Below are 23,457 nucleotides of genomic sequence, written 5' to 3'. Positions count from 1 at the left end.
CCAAGAGTTACACCACGTACTTGATGCCGAGTCTGTCAGCAGCAGCGCGATCACTGATTCCAAGCGCATCGGACATTCCCACAGGAAGTGCGGATGAACGTCCGAGAGGTGCAATAATCTTTTTAATTTCAGTGTCAAAACTCAGATAGAAGTCAACAACCCTTTCGGCGACCTTTTCAGGATCAAGACGACGATAAAGTCTGGGATCCTGAGAAGTAATACCCTTAGGACAAACTCCGATGTTACAGACATTACAGCGGTCTTTTTCAGAACCGAGACAGCCTGCACCGGCCTGCATTACATACTTACCCACCTGTACAGCACTTGCACCAAGCATAATCAATGCAGCAGCGTTGGCTGCGAGGTTACCGGATTTACCGATACCGCCGCCTGCAATTAGAGGAAGCTCATTCTGCTTACCTATAGTAACCAATGCGTTGTAGCAGTCACGCAGATTGCTGGCGATAGGATGCCCCATATGGTTCATGGACACATTATAAGCTGCACCTGTTCCGCCGTCTTCGCCGTCAATGGCCAGACCTGCGGCGTAAGGGTTACGAGTCAGGTTGTTAAGGACAGCAAGAGATGTGGAGGAAGCTGAAATCTTCGGATAAACCGGAACTCTGAATCCCCAGGCCATACTCATGGACTGAATCATCTTAGCTACAGACTCCTCAATGGAATACTGGGTCTGATGAGTCGGGGGACTGGGGAGGCTCACGCGCTCAGGTACACCGCGAATTGCTGCGATAAGTTTGTTGACCTTATACCACATAAGCAATCCGCCATCGCCAGGCTTTGCGCCCTGTCCGTATTTGATCTCAATTGCACAGGGATCGACTTTCATTTCAGGAATGGCGTGAATAATTTCATCCCATCCAAAATAACCGGATGCAATCTGAAGGATTACATATTTGAGAAATCTGGAACGGAGCAATCTGGGAGGACATCCCCCTTCACCGGTGCTGATGCGTACAGGCATATTCATTTCTTCGTTCAGATAAGCAACCCCCATCTGAAGGCCTTCCCACATATTTGGGGAAAGAGCACCGAAAGACATACCACCGATGATCATCGGATAAATTTCACGAACAGGAGGTTTCCAGCCCTGTTCAGAATAAGTCTTAAGACTTTCTTCAGGAGACTGAACACGCCCCAGAAGAGTATTAAGCCGGAACTCATGACGCCCTGCATCAAGTGCGGGGTCAGTGAGCATGGAAATACGGATAAACTTAATCTGATCCAGCAATGACTCCCCGGAGTTTCTACGTCCGCCGCGTGTTCTAGGCTGCCCACCACGATTATTATGAAATTTCAGTGTATCTGAGGTCTCGTCTCGTTTAGGGCCTATGGCATTATTTGGACAGACAGTGTTGCACATGGAGCAACCGATGCACGCATATGCAGGATCTGTTTTCTGACGGATTCCATAAAAAATTGAATAACTGTTTTCCGCTTTAGTGCGTAATCCCGCAGGAGTCTTGATTTCACGTTTACGAAAAACTCCCAGCTCAATGGCGTTTACCGGGCAAACCGATGTACAGCGGCCGCACTGGGTACAAAGATCTTTGTCCCACTCAATTTGCCAAGGGAGATCCTTGACGCCTAAAGTTGACGGGGTAATTGGTCTTTCTGTGAGCATGTGCTTATCTCCTTGCAGTCGGGTCCGACAATTACTGTATCGAGGTGCATGGGCTGGAAATCTTTTGTACGGTCACGATCAGGAATAGCAGCATCAAGCCCGCATACTTCTGATGAAAATCCGTAGATTCCGTCTTTACCACCCACTATACCGGGGCGAAGTTTCTTACGATCCTGAGCCATAAACATGGAACCGTCATCGAGAGTTCCGATAATGCAGTTAGGACCGTCAATAGCCAGCTTACGGCATGACTTCTTGATGGTAGCCAGAAAATCACGATCAGGGTGGTCTTCAAGTTCAAGATCACTCAAAGGTGTGATTACATGCTTGTAGGCTCTGATATCAAGACCCAGACGTTTTGTAACAAAATGTGCGATATGAGTGAAAACAACAGAGTCGGACTGATAACCGGAGTAACCAAGCACACCTCTGGACTGCAGATATTCTTTAATGGGAATAAAGGCTGTATTCTCACCATTAGTCATAGATGCAACCCCTTCAATGAAGAAAGGATGGCAGGCGTACAGGTTGATTGCATAGTTTGTATTCTGCCTGCCCTGTGCCAAGATTCTACGAGCGTAAATATTTTTATTTGCATCGAGCTGGAGATATTCACCGATTTCAAGAGGATCTCCGACTTCTTTGACAATAATTGTATCAGGCCAAAAGGAGAAGACCATAATGTCTCCTTCTTCCTCGCCCATTTTTTTGAGATCAAGCCTCATCTGAACAAGTTTCTGACCCTGCTGGGCTTCAGTCAAATCATTCCAGCCTCTAGGTACTTTGTAGGCAATGGCTGCGTATGTACCACGAACAGGGGTTCCTGTCGGCGGTTCATGATCAGGGGTATACAGGATACTGTATTGTGACTTGAATCCATGGTCCATTGTATACTGTTCCAGTCTACGCAGACCGGATTCAGTAAAAATTCCGGATAGAATTGGACAGCCTTCAAATTCTTCTTCAAAACGTCCGCCCAATCCTCGTAGACAAAGCCCAACTCCGGAACCATCATGCCCTTCCTTCATTACATTAAGAGCGTTGATGGCCCGCATGGGTGAAATTGGATCGCGACTTGTAAGCGCAAATAAACGGCACATATTGTCTGCTCACTCCATGATTATAAGTTTACACCGATTGCAGCGGCTGAAACTGGCTTATACAGGTCGTTTCCCAGAAAGGTAAGTCCCGGTTAATTTTGACGTGGCCGCTGGCGGTGTGGCAGAAAAGTGTATCAGCCATGGTAGCTCTAATCAGCTATATTTCGAAGCATGCTTTAATGGATCTGATCATTTTTGACATTTTGAGTTCTTTCCACCTCTCAAAACCGACCCTGTAGCTGTTTCAGTGTTCTGAAGTTGACTCGAAATCAAGATAACAAAGGCATTTTTTGTAGATTAGAGCGATTCAGGAAGTAAAGCATGGCAGAAAGAAACAATTTTGGCAAACAAAAATACGAAAATGAAGTTTTTTAATAACAAGTGCCAGAATAAGAACTCTGCAAAACATCACCCAACTAGATGATATACAATTCTATCAGTCTAAAAAACTACTTTGAAATCGTAAATAAGTGGCCAGTTTAATTAACTATTTTTTTAATAAAACTTAATATCTGCACAATAAAAAAACTGTGTATTTTTATAATTAATCCCCTTTTATTACCAAGACGCAGGTTTGTATTTTATTTGTCAAAAAATACAAATGAACAGATATAAAAGGATTGGCAATACTTAATTTTTCACAAAACATTGCACACAAAATGATCTTCTCCCCCCTGTAAGCCCTAAGGCCACGCCATAAGGCTGCTTTAAAAGATAGACTCATCAGCAAATTTAACAATTTTGAAATACGGCACTAAAAAATACTCAAAAAAATACATTTTTGTAGGTTGTATTAAAGAGCTCAATGAATGCCAAAAAGTACGGCAAATAAATAAATTTTAATCTTCATAATTGCTCATTAAACTTGCAATGGACAATTTTATCAGGATATTATTCACGACATAACAGAATATATGACTAAAAATGGAGTAAAAATGGAACGTAAGAAAATTGAAAAAACATTTGAGGCTTACTTCGAAAAATACAAAAAGACTGAAGGGGATCGCAGTGCATGGTCAACAGTATGGCTTGAAACAAACAAGGCAGGAGTAATTGAGCTAAACATGACAAAATGCCCCAAAGGGACAACATTTAAAATATTTGTGAACAAAAAAAAAGAAGCGCAGGTTTTGGGCTGGGATGCTTATTTCGCAACAATGAACGAAATAACGGCCAAATACCCCGGCCTCTATGATGAGGATCGCATATTCAGCGAAATGGAATTTGCAATTTGATCTATTTAGAATCAGGATTTAAGCAGATAGGTTTCAAGCATCATCACCATCTGAAAAACAAGACGATCTTCACCTACGTCGGAATCAAAAATCACTGCACGATGCGAAACCTCTTCCACCAGCAGATGAACGAGTTCTACAGCAGCTTCAAGGTCACTAACTTTCAAAGCCTTCTGCTGTGAGCTCAAAAAATCATGTAATTTCTCGCGTATCCTGCGGTCACGCTCCCTGCCGATATCCGCTATTTCCTCATCAGTAGCTTCAAGAGCTATAACTTCACGGAAGAACATCCGGTTACTGCGATGGGACTCAACTGAATAAACACCGAGCATACGCATTACCTCCCGCAATGATTTCCCCTCATCAAGCATGGCCTGAGCCTTGGCGAAAATATCGAAACTCATCTGCCCTTGGAGCATATTAACCACTTCAATGAATATGGCCTTCTTATTCTTGAAGTAACGGTAGACCGACCCAGTCGCTACACCGGCAGCAGCAGCGATATTTTTGGTATTGGCCACTGTGTACCCCTTATCGGAAAACACAGTCAGAGCCGCCTCCAAAATATCATTTCTGGTCACATCGGCACGTTCCTGTACTGTATCGAAGTTTCCATGCTTGCGAATCATTTACTACCCTTACTTATTCAAATATGCCCTGCGCCCCATGAATGATGTAGGCAGAATTTCAATCATAAAGCCGATCTCAGCGGCTAGCTTCAACTCTTGTGCAAACAAATCAGCCCTTACATGATTGCGTGGCTCAGTAAAGAAAAAACCGCCTCCGGGCAGCAGAACATCATATATTTGCTGCAAAGCTTTGCGGCAATCAGGAGTTTCGTGAATCACATTCCCGGCAACCACAAAATCAACCTTACTAGGATAACCGATACCGTTCGCGCTGCATTGGTGCGGGGTTATTCTTCCGGCCACTCCTGCCCTCCTCGCCTTTTTCATGGCGATCTTGAGCATCTTCTCCTGCAAATCGACAGCCACAACTACTCCAGTCTCTCCCACGAGCTTTGCTGCGCCTATAGAATAGTGCCCTAATCCACATCCGAAATCGAGCACTTTCATACCCGGGCCTACCCATTTTTCCAATGCTTTTTCCGCCGGATCGATCATCCGGCGCAATTTGTTGTCAAAAGCATAAGCGACCCACCATGGGCAGACATGCATTTCTTCATTATTAGTCGTAGTCTTTGCCATAGTTATTTTTCTCCGTTTTTTTAATAAAATGAACTAAAGTTCATTTTTAGTCAATAAATTATATGAACCTTAGTTCATTTTAAATACAAACAGAACTAAGAGTCTAAAATAAATAAAAATAGCCGGAATCATAATTATCTGATTCCGGCTGAGAATGTACTTATATCTGTCTTGGACTAGACTAAAAAACGGCTAAGCTGTTTCATATCAATCCCCATGGAAGCAGGAAAAGGCTGACGCAGGACTTTCAATTCTCTACCATCATCACTACAGGATGCCAGATCAACACATTCTGAAATGATTGGTTGCATCCTATGGTTAAAGAGAATCTTAACTTTAGGCTTTAAAGGAAATGCCTCATTTGTTTCAAGAACAATTGCATACCGTTTGTCTTCAAGCTGAACCATGGAACCTGGAGGGTAAACACCCATAATCCTGATAAAAATATTAAAATATTCTGGATCAAAGTCAGTACCCTTCCACTTGAACATAAGACTTAAGCTTTTTGCAGGAGTCATGGCTTGTTTATAAACCCGAACACTGGTTAATGCATCATAGACATCGCAAATTGCGATTATCCGTGCAAATTTATGAATTTCATCACCCTTAATTTTTTGGGGATAACCTTTTCCGTCATATCTTTCATGATGCTCAAAAACTCCACATAGCACATCTTCACTAAGACCTTTAATATTACTTAAAACTTTAAGCCCTTGCAACGAATGTCCCTTCATCGTTTCGAACTCAGAATCAGTAAGTTTGCCGGGTTTATTAAGCAAGGTGTTAGAAATACGCCCCTTTCCGACATCATGAAACATAGCTGCAAGCCCCAGATCCTTGAGTTCATCGCTATCAAGGCCAAGAGCTTTTCCAAGCAAGAGAGAGTAGAGGTTTACATTTATACAGTGCGTAAATGTATATTCATCATAACTTTTCAAAAAAGCCAGTGTAATCGCTGCAGATTCGTTGGTAGAGATACTTTCAATAACCTGCCCTATTATCGGTTCTGCTTCAGCTATATTTATTTCTTTTCCATTTCGTACATCATCAATAAATTTACGGGCGTAGTCTAACGCATCTTCGTGAATTCTACGCGCCGCTGGAAGAGCTTCAGCCAAGTCAGCAGCGGCAGTAGCCGCACTGCGAACAGAATGATCATTCTTAATCTTCTTCTCAAAAATTTTATCTGTTAAAATTTCCACCTGCTCAGTTTCTTCAGGCAAATACTTTGCAATATCATCATAGGTCTCGACAAAACGGCCGACCGCAACAAACGGGTCATGAAAGGTTCCGCAACCGTAGCCATGCACGAACATACCAGGTTTAACATCTCTTTTTTTAATTGAACGGATCTCACTGGTCACTATACGCCTCCCTGACTGCATCTAAAAAAGTATACGGTCACACTTCATTTAAATTCGTAAATAAATATTAATTTTGCTCAAATGATAATAAAAATTGTTGCTTAAACAATTATAATTTTATTACCTAGAAGGTATTGACTTATTATTTTGTAGAATTAAAATATGATATCAACATTTTGCAAATTTTAGAAAAGATAACCTCTGCCAAGAATTGAATGGTAAAGAAGCAACTTGACCAAGCGGCAAGGATGTTCTAGGCAGATTTATACGCACCAATATTGCCCTGTACCCCGCAGCTTCACTTTCGGGAAATATGTTCCTGTTAGTGGCTGCATTTTTATTGACAACGACGGAATAATTTGAGGTTTATGGAATGAGCAACATCCCCATTTCAAAAGAAGGCTTTGACAAGTTAAAGAAAGAGCTGGCCCAGCTCAAAAAAGAACGTCCAGAAGTAATTCAGGCTATTAAAGAAGCCCGTGAAGAAGGCGACCTGAAAGAAAACGGCGGCTACCATGCTGCACGCGAAAGACAGGGAATGCTTGAAGCAAAAATCAATTATATTGAATCACGCATCCCCCAGTTTAATGTTATCGATATGTCTACACTTGGTGGCCCTAAAGTAACATTTGGTGCCACTGTAAAACTCGAAGATATCGAAACCGGTGACGAGAAAACCTATATCATCATGGGACCTGATGAAAGCGATTTCAAAAAAGGAATTATCTCCATTGAATCCCCTGTAGGTAAGGCGCTTTTAGGTAAAGAAGAAGGTGATGAGGTCATCGTTAATGCCCCCCGTGGCAAAATCGAATACGGCATTGTTTCTATTGAATTTAATGGAGCTGCATAATAGCAGTTCAACTTTTCCGTTGCCAACAGACAGGGCTTACGGGCTTAGAAACTAAATAATTCAGACGGGGATGCGCTTTTAGCGCATTCCCGTTTTTTAATATTGTGACAAACAGATGAACAACTCCCAAAACAATCCAGAGCTGAATAGTTCAGGTTTCTGTACCGTATGCAATACCACCCACACTTTAAGTGCGTCTATAGCCGTTCCTCATTGCCATAACCTGATAAATAAATTTGATAAATTCGGACGGATTGATTTTGATTCATGCGATAGTCAGTCAGACCACTCTTTTTCTACTGACTATCTATTCGGAAAAGCTAGGGGGCAGATGTTCGGAGTCATGGTTTATCTGGATACTGCCGGAAAAACTCACACAGCCAAAGCTTTTTCAGGCCAATATAACGGGAAATGGCAGGCTAACGGCTGGGTTCCACCTATTATTGATGTGAAAGAGTTCGACGAACTGACGGGTTCCACCGAGCGTAAGATTAAAAGTATCGGACGGGAAATGGACAAAATATCCAAAGAAACTCCAGAACATCATGAACTGGGTATGGAACGCAAAAAATTATCAAGGGAGCTGATGCGTAAAATACACGCCATATACCGAATCAAAAACTTTAACGGTGAGACAAGAAGTATACCTGAAATTGTAAATAATAATAAAGGCATCCCAACTGGAACAGGAGATTGCTGTGCTCCAAAGCTGCTCAATTATGCAGCCCGCAATAATCTGATACCTATTTCCATCGCCGAATTTTATTATGGTAAAGAGAATCGTTCGGGTACTAAAATCCATAAGAATTTCTACCCGTCATGTTCAGATAAATGCGGATTAATTCTCGGTTATATGCTTTGCGGATTAAGTTAATTCTATTTTGAATTTTCTCTATCAAATCATACAAGTTACAGTTAGTATTGAAATAGAGGTACATAAAATGTCAAAAATAAATATAATCGGAAAAGCCAGCACCCTATTTTTATCTTTATCAATACTGCTTTCCATTGGATGTGCTAACCACGTCCCAAGCATGAAAACAGATTACAGTTCTGCCATGAATACTAAATGGGTGCTGGAAGACATCGACGGGCATGGTATAACTGACTTCGCCCATATCTGGCTCAGATTCGATGGTGACAGAAAAATATACGGGTCCGGTGGGTGTAATAATTTCCGAAGCAACTACTTCATTGAAAATAACGAGTTTAAAACACAGCCTTTTGCGATGACAAGAAAAGCATGCTCTCCATCACTCAACATCCAAGAATCCAAATTCATGCAAGCTCTTAGAAACATCCGGACCATGCATACACAAGACAACATACTCTACATGACCGGCAGCACTCATAAACTTCGCTTTTCAAAAAAATAACTACCTTTAAATACTATTCAAGACAGGTAATTAAGAGAATATGAAGCCAGAGAACAACTTATGTTCCCCATATATTTTGGAACAGCACGAGAAGTTAAAGAAGAAGTTCTCACTGACTTTTCTAAACTCCCTGCCCCATGTGACATTCTTTGTAAACAGACAAAGAGAAATTGTACTTTACAATCAAGCATTCATGGAAATCCTAAATGAGCATCTAAAAGGAAGAATTCTTGGAAGCTATCCAGGAGATTTGTTACAATGTACAAATGCCCTCAAATTTAATTGTGGAGAATCCTTATCCTGCGCTCAATGTGGAGCGAATAAGGCTATGCTGTCAGCTTTTGCAGGACATAAAGTGACAGAAGAGTGCATGCTGCTCTCTGAGTCAGACGGTGTAATGAATTCGCACACGTTTATGGTTCACTCATCTCCTATGACTATCGATGACGAGTCCTATGCTATTATTCACCTTACCGACATAACTGATCGTAAGAATAAAGAAATCATGGAAAAGATATTCCTCCACGATTTAATGAATGCGGTAAACGGAATAACCTGTGCTGGAAATCTGCTGAAAGAAAAAACATCGCCTGAAACCATTAATGAACTGGCTGGTATGGTGGTAGACAGAGCCGGATTGATGGTTAATGAAATTAATGCCCATCGCCTGTTTATTTCTGCCGAAAACAAACAGCTTAAGCTTCAATATGAGACTGTGGATGCACGAAAAACAATCGATTCTGTTTGCACTTTTTTTGCCAACAGCAGTATAGTAAAAAAACTGAATATAACCATATCTCAAAAAGTTGATGAATTTAAAATTGTCACAGACCAAAGAATTCTTTATCGTATTCTTGAAAATCTAATCAAGAATGCACTTGAAAGCTCTCCTGAACATAAAACGATCACAGTAAAAGCGAGCAGAGACAAGGAGTTTGCGACTTTCTGCATAAGTAATGAAAAGACTATTCAAAGAACAGTAGCAAGTCAGATATTCAAAAGGTCATTCTCGACCAAAGGCACAGGACGAGGACTTGGAACATATAGCGTAAAACTGTTCACAGAAAATTATCTTTCCGGTAAAGTCTGGTTTGATTCATCTGAAGAGGAAGGAACAAATTTTTACGTCAAACTCCCCTTAATGCCACATTAGATTTGGATCAGAAAAGCATCCATTTTCCTATTCTAATAAAGGAGAATAAAATGTTCAGTAGTAGCCGAAAATTAAGTGCCTATACTGCCCTTGCAGGACTTATCATTATAGCTTTAATTGTACTTTTTTATCAATCCTTCGACCTACCAATTGCAAAGGCAGCCCATATCCTGAAAGGAACCTTTGCAGTGACCATAGGTACTTTTATCAGTGATCTTGCCTCACAACACATAATCCAGACTATCTCATTTATTACACTGATTGCAGGCTCTATTGATACGATGCTCTACGGATTTAGTACCCGCTCAAAAGCATTACTGTTAATTGCTCTTTCTACTATCACAGCAATGCTGATCGGAGATGAGCTGAAATGGTTTTTCGGACGTTTCAGACCTCCAGTTTACTTCAAAAACGGATCATATGGTTTCACTTGGTTTTCTGACCGCTATCTGCAAAATTCATTTCCATCCGGGCACTCTCTGCGAGCTTTCTCCGTTGCTACATCCATAGCTCTGCTTTTACCAAGGAAAAAGTATATTCCGCTGTTAATAGCAGCTCTGATAGCCATCAGCCGTGTCATTGTCGGTAAGCATTATCCTGCAGATATAATATTCGGAAGTTTTATAGGGGCAACTTGCGCCGTCTGGTCATACTATTTTATTTTTCAGCGGAACAGTAAAAACGAGTAAAAACTCTCCAGATGACTTTTCAGATAAGCTAATTTCATAAACGCTTTCCCAATAGCAGCAAAGGCAAATTAAACGATACTAGTTAATAAAAACTAAAAAGAGCCGTACAGATTTAGAAATCTGCACGGCTCTTTTCTTTACTTAATAATTATCAAATATATGCCGAACATTCGCAGGTACCCCATTTAAGAAGACTATTCCTTCTGATCTGTATCCGAATGACCATCTTTCAACTTATTCGTTTTTTGCTGTATATTTGAAAGCAGTACAAAGAACAGTGGGACAAAAAGCACGCCGAGAATAGTTGCTGCAATCATGCCGGAAAAAACGGAAGTTCCAAGCGCATGTCGGCTTGAAGATCCTGCCCCCTGCGCGATTACCAAGGGAACGACACCAAGGATAAAAGCAAATGAGGTCATGAGAATCGGACGAAAACGAACATGTGCAGCTTCTACAGCCGCCTCAATCAACGTCATTCCGTGCTCATGTTTCTGCCTTGCAAATTCTACGATCAGAATAGCATTCTTAGCCGCCAGTCCAACCAGCATAATGAGCCCGATCTGTGCATACACGTTGTTATCAAGCCCTCGTAGAAACTGTCCTGAAATTGCACCGAAAACACCAAGCGGCACAGCAAAAACAATCGCCAGCGGAATAATCCAGCTCTCGTATTGCGCGGCAAGTACAAGAAAAACCATTAGAACCGCAAGGGCAAAAATGACTATAATCTCACCACCGGATTTCTTTTCCTGATAGGCAATGTTGGTCCAGTCAAAACCATAACCTCTGGGTAAAGTTTTACGGGCAATTTCTTCCATGAGTGCTATGCCCTGTCCAGTACTATAACCAGGAGCTGTCGCAGCTGTTATCTCAATTGTTCTGAACAGGTTATATCGCTGAATATATTCCGGACCATAAATTTTCTTCTGATTAAGAAGAGTTGTCAGGGGAATCATTTTGCCTGTGTTACTTCGTACATAGAAATTGGCCACATCATCAGGGCTTTTTCTAAACTGAGCATCAGCCTGTGCCATTACGCGGAATGTCCTGCCGTATTTGTTAAAGTCGTTAATATAGTACCCACCAAGGAAAGTCTGCATGGCACTGAAAACTTCATTAAGTGGAATACCAAGTTTCTGAACCTTGTCACGGTCAACATCTACATATAGCTGTGGAACGTTTGCACTGAAAGTGGTGAAAATACCTGTTAATTCTGGGTGCTTATACAGTTCAGCCATATAATCTGATGCAACTTGCGAAAGATCTTCAATGCTTCCGCCACTACGATCCTGCAATTCAAACTGCAATCCCCCAGTTGAACCGATACCGTTGATAGGCGGAGGGTTGAAGCAGATAATTCTGGCTTCCTGAATACCCATGAGCTCTTTCTGCACTTTCTGCAAAATAGAATTTACATTTAAAGAAGGGTCCTTACGGGCATCCCAAGGTTCAAGAATAGCGAACAAAGTGGATGTATAGGATGAGTATGCTGCAGTAATAAGGTTAAAACCGCCAAGCGTAAAATAGTCTTTAACTCCGGCTTCTTTCGCAAGAATTGCCTCAACCTTTTTAACAACTGCGTCAGAGCGTTCAAGCGACGCCCCTTCCGGCAGCTGTACATTGATCATGAAATAGCCCTGGTCTTCATTTGGAACAAATCCGGTCGGGACCGTATTAAATAGAGTATACGCGCCAACCATGAGCGCGGCAAAAACGCCCAGAGCTAAAACCGATTTCCTGATTATGAGTTTTACACCTGAAGTATAGCCGGAAGTTACTGCGCTGAAGTACTTATTAAACAGCCTGAAAAAAGATCCCAAAGGACCGCGCATTTCATGCTGAGGGCGAAGCAGCAAGGCAGACATTGCTGGAGAAAAAGTCAAAGCATTAATTGAAGAAATGGCCACAGAAACGGCAAGTGTCAAAGCAAACTGTTTATATAGCTGCCCTGTAATACCTCCCATGAAAGCAACAGGAACAAATACGGCAATAAGTACTGCCGTTGTTGCTACAATAGGTCCTGAAACTTCCTTCATGGCCGCTTTTGTCGCCGCTTTTGGGTCCATACCCAGCTCATCTATTTTTAACTGCACAGCCTCAACCACAACAATGGCATCATCGACAACAATACCAATGGCCAGAACCATACCAAAAAGAGTCAGCGTATTAATGGAAAAACCAAGCACCTGAAAAAAAGCAAAAGTTCCGACAAGTGACACTGGTACCGCAATCATCGGAACAATGGTTGCCCGCAAATTCTGCAAAAAGATAAAAACAACAATAAAAACCAGCGCCATCGCTTCGTAAAGAGTTTGCAGAACTTCATCAATTGAGGCGGTTACAAACAGAGTTGTGTCATACGGAATGTCATATTTCATCCCTGTCGGAAAATACCCTGAAAGATCTTTCATTGTTGATCTGACACTTTTAACAATATCAAGCGCATTTGCACCGGGGAGCTGATAAATAAGTAACATTGCCGCTTCAGATTTACCCTGTCTACCGAATGCGGAATAAGACTTAGATCCCATCTCGACACGGGCTATATCGCGGATTCGAACTGTGCTGCCGTCAGGTAGAGCTTTGATTATAATATTTCCGAATTCCTCAGGTTCGCTAAGACGCCCTTTAACCCTGACTGTAAGCTGGAACTGCTGCCCTGCTGAAGCAGGAGGCTGACCCACCTGTCCGGCTGGCGCCTGCAGGTTCTGCTCCTGTACAGCTTTAACCACATCATCAGATGTGATAGACATACGCGCCATCTTATCGGGATTAAGCCAGATACGCATACCATAGTCCTGATCACCGAAAAGGGAGACACTACCAACCCCTGGAATACGGGAAAGTGCATCAAAAAGATTAATCTTGGCATAGTTGTTAAGAAACAGAGAATCAAAAACACCGTCAGGAGAAAGGAGGCTAACCACGCAGATCATACTTGGAGATTGTTTCTTAACTGAAACGCCGGACTTGGTTACTTCAGCTGGAAGCTGTGGAGTGGCAAGACTGACTCTGTTCTGAACATCGACGGTAGCAAGCTCTAAGTCACGGCCAAGATCAAAAGTAACATTAAGAACCATGCGCCCATCGTTTGAACTGATTGAGTTCATATACAGCATATCCTGTGCGCCGTTGACCTGCTCTTCAATTGGAGTGGCAACAGTCTGCTCAACAACATCTGCGCTGGCACCTGTATAAACAGTTGAAATCTGTACTGTGGGCGGAGCTATCTCAGGATATTGAGCGATTGGCAGAGTAAAAATACTAAGCAATCCCACCATAGTAATTATTATAGAGATAACTGAAGAGAAAATGGGTCTGTCGATAAAGAAATTGACCATGACGACTTCCTGTATTAGCTGGGCAAAAAAATTATCTCCCTACGAGCGCAGGGAGATTTATTCAGATCAAATAATTGAATTACTCTACCTGGTTAGCTGAGGTAGCATTTTCAACCTTGGGAACAACTAAAATTCCAGGACGAATTTTGTTTACACCGTCTGCAATAATAAGTTCTCCAGCACTGATCCCCTTAGTGATAACTGTATCACTATCATTAGAATAATCCTGCACGACTGGTTTCTCAACAACCGTTCCGTTCGAAGAAACGGTCAACAGAGATTTACGGCCCTGCACATCAAGAACAGCGCGAGTTGGAACGACCAGAGCATGGTCATACGTTTTGAGCAAAGCCACTATCTTGGCATACTGACCATCACGCAGAATTCTTTCAGGATTGGGAAATTCAGCGCGAAGACCTAATGTTCCCGTAGAAGAATCTACAGCCCGATCGGCCATATTGAATGTCCCGTTGTGTGCATAAAATTTTCCGTCAGCCAGAATAATCTGCAGATTATCGCTTCTAGGAGGAAGTCCTTTTTCTCGGCGGGCATCCATTTCTCTTACAGCAACAAGATATTCTTTCTCGGGAATACTGAAGTTAACATATACAGGATCAACAGTTGAAATAGTCGCCATCACAGTAGATTCTTTTGCGATCAGCGCACCATGGTCGACCTGAGTACGTCCAATAATCCCAGTCATAGGTGCATGTATCTTAGTAAAACCAAGATTAATCTTTGCATCTGCAACTTGAGACTTGGCTGTTCTTACATTTGCTTCAAGAACCTGTTTATCTGTAATTTTTGAATCATACTCTTCCCGGCTCACAGCACCCTGCTCAAAAAGAGCCTTGAACCTTTTATAATCCTTTAAAGCTTTACTGAGAGAAGCCTTGCTGCTGGCAAGTTCGGCTTCCGCTTTTTTTAAGGCTTCGATATATGGTCGATCATCTATGACAAAAAGAAGTTGTCCTTCTTCTACAACCTGCCCCTCTTCAAAGTGCCGCTCTTCAAGATGCCCCTGAACCCGGGAACGAATTTCAACAGTTTTAATAGCTTGAATCTGGGCAACGTATTCACCCATGATCGGAAATTTTACTTCTTTAACTTCAAAAACCTTCACAGGCATAGCTTGAGCTTTTACCTTTGCTTTACTATCATCTCCTATACAACCGCTGATGACCGCAACAAGGAACAAAAGCGAGCACAAGAATAAAACTTTTCCCACATATACATTTTTATCCACCAAATTTATTACACTCACCAGTGCCCCCTTAATATAACTTCAAATTGATAAGGCCATCATACGTAGATAGCTATCTGTCAACATATGCTCATCAAAAAAACCAACGAGACACTAACTGAATACTACTTCAATAAAAAGCAAATTATTCATATCCAACAAAAGCAGCCACTAGATATCATTTTTTAATGATGTAATTTATCCTTAATTTGAATAATTGCTTTTGGAATCTCCACTGCAGCAAGGCTTTTAAGTTGTCCATACTCAGCTTTAAATTCAGAATTTGGATAATTTCTATCTACAAGACTGGAAGAATAGAGACTGGGAATAGAATTCAAAACAACGCACACTATATCAAAAAGACATTTATCACACTGACAAAATTCAACTTCCTTCTTATCAATAAAAGATTTCAACTCATCATAGACAGCAAGTTCCGACAAATTAACAATCTCACCGGATTTAAAGAACTCATCTCGTGTCAACATCTTTCACTCCTATGTTCTATGCAATTACAATCGTGATACTTTTGCTTCATCATATAACATTACTAAGATGATTTAAAGCCAATTTCAAAAATTTCAGCATAAAATAATCGGCTTGAACAGTAAATCTCAGCTCAACAGAAATAAAAATCATCATTTATTTTCACAAATGACTTTGTTACGACCAGAAGCCTTGGCTCCATAAAGCAACTCATCTGCGCAGCTTATCATACTCTCTAGGCTATTCCCTTTGACCGCAGTAGCCCCGATTGAGACAGTAAATGAAATTCTTTCACTATTGTATTCCACGCTGGATTTCTCTACTGCCCGCCTGAAATCATCAAGAAAAACATATAAATCATTTTTTGAAACACTGTCTAAAAGGACTATGAATTCCTCCCCTCCAAACCTCGCGACAAGACCTCTATCTGCAACGTAATTAAACAGTTTACGGGAGAAAATTTTGAGCACAGCATCCCCTGCATCATGACCATATGTATCGTTAACATGCTTGAAATTATCAATATCCATAATAGCAAGACATAGATCATGGTCCAACGATGTAAACTCATTGTATAGTGGATTTGCATACTCGAAAAAATAACGCCTGTTCCATATACCTGTCAGAAAATCTCTATTCGCTAGATCACGTGATTCAGCAATCAGTTCAAGAGATTCAAGGTTAGAATTAACCCGACAAAAAATTTCTTCTACACTGGCACTTTTGTGTATAAAATCATTGGCTCCGGTCTTTAGAAATAAAGGAGCTGTGCGAGAATTGGAATCAGATGAAAGAACTATAATGCTAAGTTCGTCCATACGCTTAATAGACCGTAAATGGGCTGTAAGCCTTATTCCATCCATTTGCGGCATGGCATAATCGGTGAGAACCAATTTTATATCAGGATTTTTATAAAATATTTTACATGCTTCTTTACCATCTGAAGCAGTAAGAACGGTTAACCCCTGCCTCCTTAAAATATTAGAAATCCAATTTCGTACGGCAGAGGAATCATCCACCACCATAATCTTCAACCCCTTATTCTTATGAATGCGGCGTACTATTCTGGCTATGTACTCAGCATGTTCATTTTTCTTAAGCACATAATCCACTATATCTTTCTTGAAAATATCATTTAATATTTCATCGTCTAGAGAAGAAGTAACTGCAATTGTGGGAACGTCATTTTCTAATAAGAGATCAATACCTTTACCTGAACTTACTCCTTCTAAAACGATGCTGCTTAAAGCAATAAAATAATCATTATGAGCGATCAGTTCCTTGGCTTCATCGTATGTATAGGCCAGGTCACATAAGAATCCTTCCTGCTTCAATATATATTCAATAAAAGAAGCCGTTACTTTACTGGAATCAACAATTAAAACCTTGTCCACTATTTTGCTCCCAAACAACTTTTAACTTTGCGCCTTAGTTCTATTTATATAGTTTAAATAAAAAATACATTATTTATATGTATATTACTTTCTCCATTGTGTAATATTAATCTCTGACGCAAGTATCACAACCGCAGACAGCATATTTCACATCTGCCCGGTTTTGACCGAAAAGTAATTTTATTTTCTTACGTAACTCAGTAAGCAGTTCAGGATCTACATCGGCAGCTGGACACTCAACCCCCATATTAGTCAGGCAAAAAGTATGAACAGGATTAATACCTATTTTTTCGAGCATCTTCTTTGAACAGACCTTATCACACCCGTCAATAACTATAAGATCATGAACCTTACCAGCATCTTCCACGCAATCCTCCTTCCCGGCCCCCACACCAGCCAGGCACACCATCTTTGCAAATCCACTCTTGTTAAGCTCAACAGCAAGGTTATTTGCGGCCTGTCCAGAACTTGAACCTCCCGAACAACTTAAAACCATAAAACCTGTTTCGTACTTCTCCTCCATAAACAAATCCTCCTGATATTATTTATCTGATTTCTTATTACCATAAATATTAAACAGAAAAAACTTTTCGACAAGAAAAACCCGCAGAGTCAGTAATGACGCTGCGGGCATATATAGACGTTATCAAGAATAGCCTAATAATATCTTTAAGATAATTGCTTCCGAAAAGAACCCTTTGTGTAAATTCTGCCAGATACAAAATACAGCAGGGAATGTAACAAATCATTTTTTATGCGTTATGTCTTCCGCACTCCATCTTCCATTCTCTTACAGCCTCGCGAACCTCATCATACCGAGCACTTTCTTTGTTATAATGTTCTGCAAAAACATGCAGACTGGTACCACCACGAGGAGAGAAAATACCTTTTACGCGCATCCACAGAGGTGAAAGCCTATCTACAAAATGGTCAAGCATGTTATTTGTAATAGTTTCCATAAAAGACTGATGATTGCGGTATGACCCCATGTAAAGTTTGAAACTCTTTGACTCAACACAAACTTCATCGGGAATATACTCAATAATGATATTGGCGAAATCAGGCTGTCCAGTTACTGGACATAAAGATGTATATTCAGGAAATTCAATACTGATAATGTAGTTACGTTCCGGAAAATTATTCGGGAAAGTTTCAAGTATCTCAGGAGACGGGGTGTCATAATTGTACTTTGTTGCTCCGGCTTTCCCAAGAGAAACTAACGATTCTGTATTATCCTGACTTTTAGTTGTCTTCACAATTCTTCTCCATGTATTTGCTACAGCAGCCATCTGCTGTTAACTATTTTAATTTTGGGCTGATAACAGGTTGCAACACAAAAGAAAACTACGCAAGTACTACAAAAATAAATTTGCACTCTAAATTATGCTTTGACTTCCATCCAAAATGCAGGCAGGCCATTTCTGACATAAATTAATACCCCGAAACAGAACTGCCGAGGCATAAGACTTTCTCCCTTTTGCTTGTGCCGGGGAGGCTCTGTTTCATGACAAGAATCTTCAACACAAGGGAATCAAATGCTCTCTTCTACTTTTGAACGCAAAGCGTTCACTCTACTCACGGGTCTTTTCATAAGCTCGCTGGTCATTGCTGCGGTGGTCTCCACCAAAATAATCAACATCTTCGGCTTTTATGCTCCGGCAGGCGTTCTTGCATATTCAGTTACCTTTATTGTTTCTGATATCATCAGCGAAATCTGGGGAAAAGAACGGGCGAATGAAGTCATTCATTGCGGGTTCATTGCACTTATCACAGCCATCATTCTTTCATGGACAGCTTTACACTGGGCCTCAGCTCCTTTCTGGCACGGTCAGGAAGGCTTTGCCAGCGTCCTTGCAAGTACTCCCAGAATTGTCCTGGCATCTCTCATAGCCTATCTTGTCAGTCAGACACATGACGTATGGCTTTTTCATATGCTACGCCAGAAAACAGATGGCTCACACCTATGGCTGCGCAACAACCTCTCGACAGTAATCTCACAACTAATTGATTCCACTATCTTTGTGACTATTGCCTTTTACGGAGTCATGCCGGTGACAGATATTATCATTGGTCAGTGGTTTGCAAAGGTAGCTATAGCCCTGATCGATACCCCGTTTGTCTACTTAGGAGTTTCCATTTTAAGACAAAAGACAGCCTTTGCCACTGCCTCATAAAGACTCATCCTATTCCAGAATTAGATCTTAATATCTAAAAACATACGGTTGAAAGCTACGCAAACAAATCTGTAGCTTTCAACCTTTTTTTGACCATAACAGCGTATACATTGATAATTACTGCATACGCCTCATAAGATAATATACTTCTTTAAGTCTCTATCCAGCGTTACTTTTTCTAAAAAATTTTGATATGGTTAGCTAAACCTACACTAAATGGTGACATAAACATGGGTTCAGTTAAAAAAAATAAATATCTCCTGACAATTTTCGTAGCATTATTCTTATGCCTTACAGTTCGCCCTGTTTTTGCAGGAAAATACTACTCACTGGAAGAATTTATACAGGAAAACCCAAATGAAGAAGTTAAATTAAAAAGCTTTAACAGACTGGTGAAGAGGAATATTGTAGCAAAAATCAAGAATAACCTGAAAGTCAAAATATCAATTGTTTATCCCGGAAATCAAATCTCAGACTATTGGCGAAGAAGTTATAAAGCCTTTGACAAAAGAATTAAACAGTATGGAATAAAGACAGAAATAAACTCCTTCTTCATGAGCCCGACAGACCCGTTACACATCCAGAGAAAAATACTAAAACAAGCCTTAAAAACAAATCCGGACTATCTGATATTCACCCTCGATGCTTTGCGTCATCAGCGCATGATTGAGCCATTATTAATCCGAAATAAACCGCGTGTGATATTACAAAATATTACGACACCTCTAAAAGCTTGGAATGATAAACAGCCTCTCATGTATATTGGCTTTGACCATGAGACAGGTTCTATCAAACTTGCTCAACAGTATGCCAACAAAACCGGAGGAAAAGGTAAATACGCAGTTCTTCTCCCAAGTCCAGGCTATCTAAGCGAAGAAAGAGGTAAATCATTTACAACATGGCTTGATGCAAACACAGAACTTGAACTTGTTACAGTTTATCAGACCGGTATAAATAAACAGAAGTCGCGTAGAGCAACACTTAAAATAGTTAAAGAGCATCCTGATATCAGTTTCATATATGCATGTTCTACAGACATTGCTCTCGGCGCGGTTGAAGCATTGAAAGAAAAATCTCTACTTGGTAAGATTATGGTTAACGGTTGGGGAGGAGGCTCCCCTGAGCTGCAGGCAATTAAAAATGGAGAACTTGATTTCACGATAATGCGCATAAATGATGACAATGGTATTGCTATGGCAGATGCAATAATTTTGGACCTGCTTGGGCAGACCAAAAGACTTCCTCTCATTTACTCAGGAAGACTGATGCTTATTGGAAAAGACATTGACCCCATAAATCTTGAACAATTGCAAAGAGAAAGTTTTCGCTACTCTGGCTTTTCCGGTAAAGACTAATGTATAAATATCCCCAAAGAACATTAGGGCTGACAGCGCAGCTTTTAATTCCCATGCTTGCACTGGTCATGGTTATGGGGATTTTTATTTTCTCATGGTCATTCTATCTGTCCAAAACAACGTTAGAAGATGAATTGAAAATTGATCTAGACAAGACAGAGACTATCATCGATCTGGCAATGAGTAACACTCTGACAGACATGACAGACGACCTTATAGAAATGACTGTCACTCCCGAATTTAAAAGAGCAGCTAAAAACAATGATTCTGAATACATCAGTCAAAAAATGTATGACTTCATGAGTTCACGCCAAGGGTATCTGTTAGATGTTCTTTCTATATATAAAAACGGCAAAAACTGGATAGAGGAAGGAAGCATTGAACTTCCTATGCTCCAACTACGCAACAGCTTCAATAACAATATAAACACGACCCCGACATGGGCCCATATTTCATACAGATCACTGGAGAAGTTACAAACAATATTGTTTTGTGCTATACCAATATTTGACGAGCAAACAGGGGAAATCACGGGCATTCTATATGGAGGGATTGATCTTAATTCGAATGTATCCTTTATCGATATGTTAAAGAAAGTTTCTTCTTCAATTGATGCAGCACTCTTTAGCCGAAACCGCCTCATTATTTCAAGCTCTAATCCCTCCAAAGAAACTATGAAAAAGCTTCTCGACTGGGCAGGAGAAGTTAAACAAAATCAATTCAAGATTTATGATAATCTGGTATATTCCACAGTACAGCTAATGCCACAGCAATCAGGCACCCCTTTGTTTTTCACGTTCTCAAGAAAAAACCCATCATTCCAGTCACTCAAAAAAAATTATATGAAAAACCTTGGGATACTGCTTTCCCTTGCAACGCTGCTGGCTATATTCACCTCATGGGCATTGCAAAAAAGGATATTGAAAGCCCTCAAGAACCTTACTGATTATGCGCATGCTGTCGCAACAGGAGAGCAAGGTTTGTCCTTTAAGGAAGGACAAGTGAGAGAATTCAACCAACTGGGTAAAACCCTTGAGACAATGGTATCAAGACTTGATGAAAACAGCACATATATCTCACGGCTTTTTTCTGCAGCGAAAGCACCTATAATAAACTGCGACTTGAATGGAGTAATTCTGGATATGAATCCAGCAGCTGAAAAGCTTATCGGTTTCAGCAACAACATCACAGATTATAATCTTTCAAAAATATTTCCAGCACAGTATGCTGAAATACTTAAGGAAAGCATAAAATTAGCTGCAAGTGAAGAATCCCCTCCAGTTGTCGAGATACCAGTGTATTCAGGGACAGGTGATGAGCAATTCTTTATCTGGACATTTTCGCCAGTACAAATGGATAGAGATATTGACCCGAACTTTATTCTTTTACAGGGGTTAGATGTCACTCAGAATAGAAGAGCGATGAAAAAAGCCCACGAGAGTGAGGCTCGACTCAGGCAGATTATTGACCTTCTGCCGCAAGATATTTTCGCCAATGACATGGATGGTAAATTTTTGCTTGTTAATCGTATAAAGGCTTTAAAACTGGGCTTAAACGTTGAAGAAATTACCGGAAAAGATATTCATGATGTTATTCTGGACTCAGTAGAAATGAACCGCATACTTGAAGACGACAAGCTGGTACTCTCACGCAATGAAAAAATGCTCACTGAAGAAAGTTTTCTTGATGAAAATCGCGATACACACTGGATGTCAACAACTCGCGTCCCTTATATCTCAGCCGAGACCAACACACCGGCCGTTTTAACAATTTCTATGGACATTACGCGCATAAAGGAAGTTGAACAGGAGCTTCAATCCTTGAACAAAGAACTGGTAGAACGGGTTACAATGCGAACTACGGAACTCGAAAATGCGAACACAGCCCTGCTTAAATCAATGGATGAACTGCGCCAGACTCAAGACAAACTTGTTGAAACCGAAAAAATGGCTTCACTTGGAGAGTTAGTCGCAGGAGTAGCTCATGAAATAAATACTCCGCTAGGCATAAGTGTTACAAGTGCATCTTTTATGAAAGAAATGATTGCTAACCTTAAAAATTCTTTTGAATCTGGAGAGATGAAAAGATCAGATCTTGAAAAATGTCTTCAAACAGGAACAGAGGCAATCGGAAATATCATGAAAAATCTTGAAAGATCAGCACGCCTGATCAGTAACTTTAAACAACTGGCAGTTGATCAGGCCTCTGATGATATAAGACGAATTAACCTTAATGAGTATATTCAGGGAATTGTCCTATCTTTAAAACCTAAATTAAAAGAACATAACCATAACCTCAAAGTAAATTGCCCGAATGGGCTTGAAGTCAAAATCCCGCCAGGATCACTGATGCAGGTCATTACTAATCTGGTAATTAATTCTCTCACTCATGCCTTTCCAGATAGAGATAACGGTAATATTTCGATTGTAGCAAAACAGAATGGAAACGGCATTCTATTACAATTTTCAGACGATGGGATAGGTATGGGAACTGAACAACTTCTGAAAGTTTTTGAACCATTTTATACGACAGCAAGAAGTTCTGGCAGCGCCGGACTTGGAATGCACCTTGTCTACAATATTATTACCCGTGCCCTGAAAGGAAGAATAGAATGCAGCAGCTCCCTTGGTGAAGGGACTTCATATGAGATATGGTTTCCCATGAACAGCGGAGAATAAATTTTATCACAACTTATATCAATTAATCTGCGTCCAGCCAGTCAGATTCAGGACTTTGTACATAGTCTCATAAGCTAGGGAATCGACTTCACCTTCTTTTAGTTTCTGATACATTTTTATAATTCAAAAAGGTCTTTCTTCATCAAAAATATGCTTGTCAAATTTG

The 23,457-nt window shown here is 40.6% G+C and carries 20 protein-coding genes; 9 read left to right on the top strand and 11 right to left on the bottom strand.

The genetic code is table 11. The features are described from left to right. Positions 1–7 precede the first annotated feature (7 nt). A complete protein-coding gene (locus H589_RS0118325) occupies positions 8–1,642 on the bottom strand; it encodes a glutamate synthase-related protein (RefSeq protein WP_027723374.1) in 1,635 nt (544 codons plus the stop codon). Further along, positions 1,606–2,742, bottom strand: coding sequence for a class II glutamine amidotransferase domain-containing protein (locus tag H589_RS0118320; protein WP_027723373.1), 1,137 nt, complete (start codon positions 2,740–2,742; stop codon positions 1,606–1,608). The genes H589_RS0118325 and H589_RS0118320 overlap by 37 nt, the downstream gene beginning before the upstream one ends. A 935-nt stretch (positions 2,743–3,677) precedes the next feature. On the opposite strand from H589_RS0118320, the gene H589_RS0118315 reads away from it, so the two are divergent. Further along, complete coding sequence (locus tag H589_RS0118315; protein ID WP_027723372.1) at positions 3,678–3,977, top strand: hypothetical protein; 300 nt, start codon at positions 3,678–3,680, stop codon at positions 3,975–3,977. A gap of 11 nt (positions 3,978–3,988) precedes the next feature. On the opposite strand, the gene H589_RS20590 is transcribed toward H589_RS0118315, so the two are convergent. The 3 genes from H589_RS20590 to H589_RS0118300 all read right to left on the bottom strand — a co-directional run bounded on the left by H589_RS20590 (position 3,989) and on the right by H589_RS0118300 (position 6,549). Further along, positions 3,989–4,606 (bottom strand): TetR/AcrR family transcriptional regulator, encoded by a 618-nt coding sequence (locus H589_RS20590; RefSeq protein WP_027723371.1) that lies wholly within the window; start codon positions 4,604–4,606, stop codon positions 3,989–3,991. 9 nt (positions 4,607–4,615) lie between these two features. Beyond that, positions 4,616–5,185, bottom strand: a complete 570-nt coding sequence (locus H589_RS20130; protein WP_051249824.1) for a class I SAM-dependent methyltransferase — start codon at positions 5,183–5,185, stop codon at positions 4,616–4,618. 176 nt (positions 5,186–5,361) lie between these two features. Next, positions 5,362–6,549: an HD-GYP domain-containing protein gene (locus H589_RS0118300; RefSeq protein WP_027723370.1), complete on the bottom strand. Its 1,188-nt coding sequence runs from the start codon at positions 6,547–6,549 to the stop codon at positions 5,362–5,364. A 373-nt stretch (positions 6,550–6,922) separates the two neighbouring features. Here H589_RS0118300 and greA point away from each other — a divergent pair, with 373 nt between their 5' ends. The 5 genes from greA (at position 6,923) to H589_RS20585 (ending at position 10,620) form a co-directional block, all read left to right on the top strand. After that, positions 6,923–7,402 carry a transcription elongation factor GreA gene (greA, locus tag H589_RS0118295; RefSeq protein ID WP_027723369.1) on the top strand — a complete coding sequence of 160 codons (480 nt, stop codon included), beginning with the start codon at positions 6,923–6,925 and terminating at the stop codon, positions 7,400–7,402. Positions 7,403–7,517: 115 nt separating this feature from the next. Next, positions 7,518–8,276 (top strand): hypothetical protein, encoded by a 759-nt coding sequence (locus tag H589_RS0118290; protein WP_027723368.1) that lies wholly within the window; start codon positions 7,518–7,520, stop codon positions 8,274–8,276. 67 nt (positions 8,277–8,343) lie between these two features. After that, positions 8,344–8,778, top strand: a complete 435-nt coding sequence (locus H589_RS0118285; protein ID WP_051249823.1) for an META domain-containing protein — start codon at positions 8,344–8,346, stop codon at positions 8,776–8,778. Positions 8,779–9,106: 328 nt separating this feature from the next. Beyond that, the gene (locus tag H589_RS0118280) at positions 9,107–9,931 is read left to right on the top strand and encodes a sensor histidine kinase (RefSeq protein WP_245577216.1); all 825 of its coding nucleotides are present in this window, start codon (positions 9,107–9,109) and stop codon (positions 9,929–9,931) included. A 50-nt stretch (positions 9,932–9,981) separates the two neighbouring features. After that, positions 9,982–10,620, top strand: a complete 639-nt coding sequence (locus H589_RS20585; protein ID WP_051249822.1) for a phosphatase PAP2 family protein — start codon at positions 9,982–9,984, stop codon at positions 10,618–10,620. Between the two features lie 194 nt (positions 10,621–10,814). On the opposite strand, the gene H589_RS20120 is transcribed toward H589_RS20585, so the two are convergent. The 6 genes from H589_RS20120 to queF form a co-directional block, all read right to left on the bottom strand. Beyond that, positions 10,815–13,961, bottom strand: a complete 3,147-nt coding sequence (locus H589_RS20120; RefSeq protein ID WP_035076716.1) for an efflux RND transporter permease subunit — start codon at positions 13,959–13,961, stop codon at positions 10,815–10,817. A gap of 79 nt (positions 13,962–14,040) precedes the next feature. After that, complete coding sequence (locus H589_RS0118265) at positions 14,041–15,225, bottom strand: efflux RND transporter periplasmic adaptor subunit (protein ID WP_027723365.1); 1,185 nt, start codon at positions 15,223–15,225, stop codon at positions 14,041–14,043. A gap of 164 nt (positions 15,226–15,389) precedes the next feature. Beyond that, on the bottom strand, positions 15,390–15,692 hold the full coding sequence (locus tag H589_RS0118260) for a late competence development ComFB family protein (protein WP_027723364.1): 303 nt from the start codon (positions 15,690–15,692) through the stop codon (positions 15,390–15,392). Positions 15,693–15,842: 150 nt separating this feature from the next. After that, positions 15,843–17,084: a diguanylate cyclase gene (locus H589_RS0118255; protein WP_027723363.1), complete on the bottom strand. Its 1,242-nt coding sequence runs from the start codon at positions 17,082–17,084 to the stop codon at positions 15,843–15,845. 106 nt (positions 17,085–17,190) lie between these two features. Further along, positions 17,191–17,607: a putative zinc-binding protein gene (locus H589_RS0118250; protein WP_027723362.1), complete on the bottom strand. Its 417-nt coding sequence runs from the start codon at positions 17,605–17,607 to the stop codon at positions 17,191–17,193. A gap of 229 nt (positions 17,608–17,836) precedes the next feature. Beyond that, entirely contained in the window at positions 17,837–18,373 is a 537-nt protein-coding gene (gene queF / locus H589_RS0118245) for a preQ(1) synthase (RefSeq protein ID WP_051249821.1), read from the bottom strand. A 246-nt stretch (positions 18,374–18,619) separates the two neighbouring features. Here queF and H589_RS0118240 point away from each other — a divergent pair, with 246 nt between their 5' ends. The 3 genes from H589_RS0118240 to H589_RS0118230 all read left to right on the top strand — a co-directional run bounded on the left by H589_RS0118240 (position 18,620) and on the right by H589_RS0118230 (position 23,291). After that, positions 18,620–19,258, top strand: coding sequence for a queuosine precursor transporter (locus H589_RS0118240; protein ID WP_027723360.1), 639 nt, complete (start codon positions 18,620–18,622; stop codon positions 19,256–19,258). A gap of 230 nt (positions 19,259–19,488) precedes the next feature. Continuing rightward, positions 19,489–20,613: a substrate-binding domain-containing protein gene (locus H589_RS0118235; RefSeq protein ID WP_027723359.1), complete on the top strand. Its 1,125-nt coding sequence runs from the start codon at positions 19,489–19,491 to the stop codon at positions 20,611–20,613. Then, the gene (locus H589_RS0118230) at positions 20,613–23,291 is read left to right on the top strand and encodes a PAS domain S-box protein (protein ID WP_027723358.1); all 2,679 of its coding nucleotides are present in this window, start codon (positions 20,613–20,615) and stop codon (positions 23,289–23,291) included. The genes H589_RS0118235 and H589_RS0118230 overlap by 1 nt, the downstream gene beginning before the upstream one ends. The last annotated feature ends 166 nt before the right edge of the window (positions 23,292–23,457 follow it).

Origin of the sequence: Maridesulfovibrio zosterae DSM 11974 (genome assembly GCF_000425265.1) — a bacterium.
GTDB classification, from domain to species: Bacteria; Desulfobacterota; Desulfovibrionia; order Desulfovibrionales; family Desulfovibrionaceae; genus Maridesulfovibrio; species Maridesulfovibrio zosterae.
Note: the sequence above shows the minus strand (reverse complement) of the source record. Positions and strands in the feature narration are given on the sequence as shown.

What these genes read in the sequence shown, in the direction of transcription:
- H589_RS0118325 (WP_027723374.1), bottom strand. Translation starts at nt 1,642, where the DNA reads ATGCTCACAGAAAGACCAATTACCCCGTCAACTTTAGGCGTCAAGGAT.
- H589_RS0118320 (WP_027723373.1), bottom strand. Translation starts at nt 2,742, where the DNA reads ATGTGCCGTTTATTTGCGCTTACAAGTCGCGATCCAATTTCACCCATG.
- H589_RS0118315 (WP_027723372.1), top strand. Translation starts at nt 3,678, where the DNA reads ATGGAACGTAAGAAAATTGAAAAAACATTTGAGGCTTACTTCGAAAAA.
- H589_RS20590 (WP_027723371.1), bottom strand. Translation starts at nt 4,606, where the DNA reads ATGATTCGCAAGCATGGAAACTTCGATACAGTACAGGAACGTGCCGAT.
- H589_RS20130 (WP_051249824.1), bottom strand. Translation starts at nt 5,185, where the DNA reads ATGGCAAAGACTACGACTAATAATGAAGAAATGCATGTCTGCCCATGG.
- greA (WP_027723369.1), top strand. Translation starts at nt 6,923, where the DNA reads ATGAGCAACATCCCCATTTCAAAAGAAGGCTTTGACAAGTTAAAGAAA.
- H589_RS0118290 (WP_027723368.1), top strand. Translation starts at nt 7,518, where the DNA reads ATGAACAACTCCCAAAACAATCCAGAGCTGAATAGTTCAGGTTTCTGT.
- H589_RS0118285 (WP_051249823.1), top strand. Translation starts at nt 8,344, where the DNA reads ATGTCAAAAATAAATATAATCGGAAAAGCCAGCACCCTATTTTTATCT.
- H589_RS0118280 (WP_245577216.1), top strand. Translation starts at nt 9,107, where the DNA reads ATGCTGTCAGCTTTTGCAGGACATAAAGTGACAGAAGAGTGCATGCTG.
- H589_RS20585 (WP_051249822.1), top strand. Translation starts at nt 9,982, where the DNA reads ATGTTCAGTAGTAGCCGAAAATTAAGTGCCTATACTGCCCTTGCAGGA.
- H589_RS20120 (WP_035076716.1), bottom strand. Translation starts at nt 13,961, where the DNA reads ATGGTCAATTTCTTTATCGACAGACCCATTTTCTCTTCAGTTATCTCT.
- H589_RS0118260 (WP_027723364.1), bottom strand. Translation starts at nt 15,692, where the DNA reads ATGTTGACACGAGATGAGTTCTTTAAATCCGGTGAGATTGTTAATTTG.
- H589_RS0118250 (WP_027723362.1), bottom strand. Translation starts at nt 17,607, where the DNA reads ATGGAGGAGAAGTACGAAACAGGTTTTATGGTTTTAAGTTGTTCGGGA.
- queF (WP_051249821.1), bottom strand. Translation starts at nt 18,373, where the DNA reads ATGGCTGCTGTAGCAAATACATGGAGAAGAATTGTGAAGACAACTAAA.
- H589_RS0118240 (WP_027723360.1), top strand. Translation starts at nt 18,620, where the DNA reads ATGCTCTCTTCTACTTTTGAACGCAAAGCGTTCACTCTACTCACGGGT.
- H589_RS0118235 (WP_027723359.1), top strand. Translation starts at nt 19,489, where the DNA reads ATGGGTTCAGTTAAAAAAAATAAATATCTCCTGACAATTTTCGTAGCA.
- H589_RS0118230 (WP_027723358.1), top strand. Translation starts at nt 20,613, where the DNA reads ATGTATAAATATCCCCAAAGAACATTAGGGCTGACAGCGCAGCTTTTA.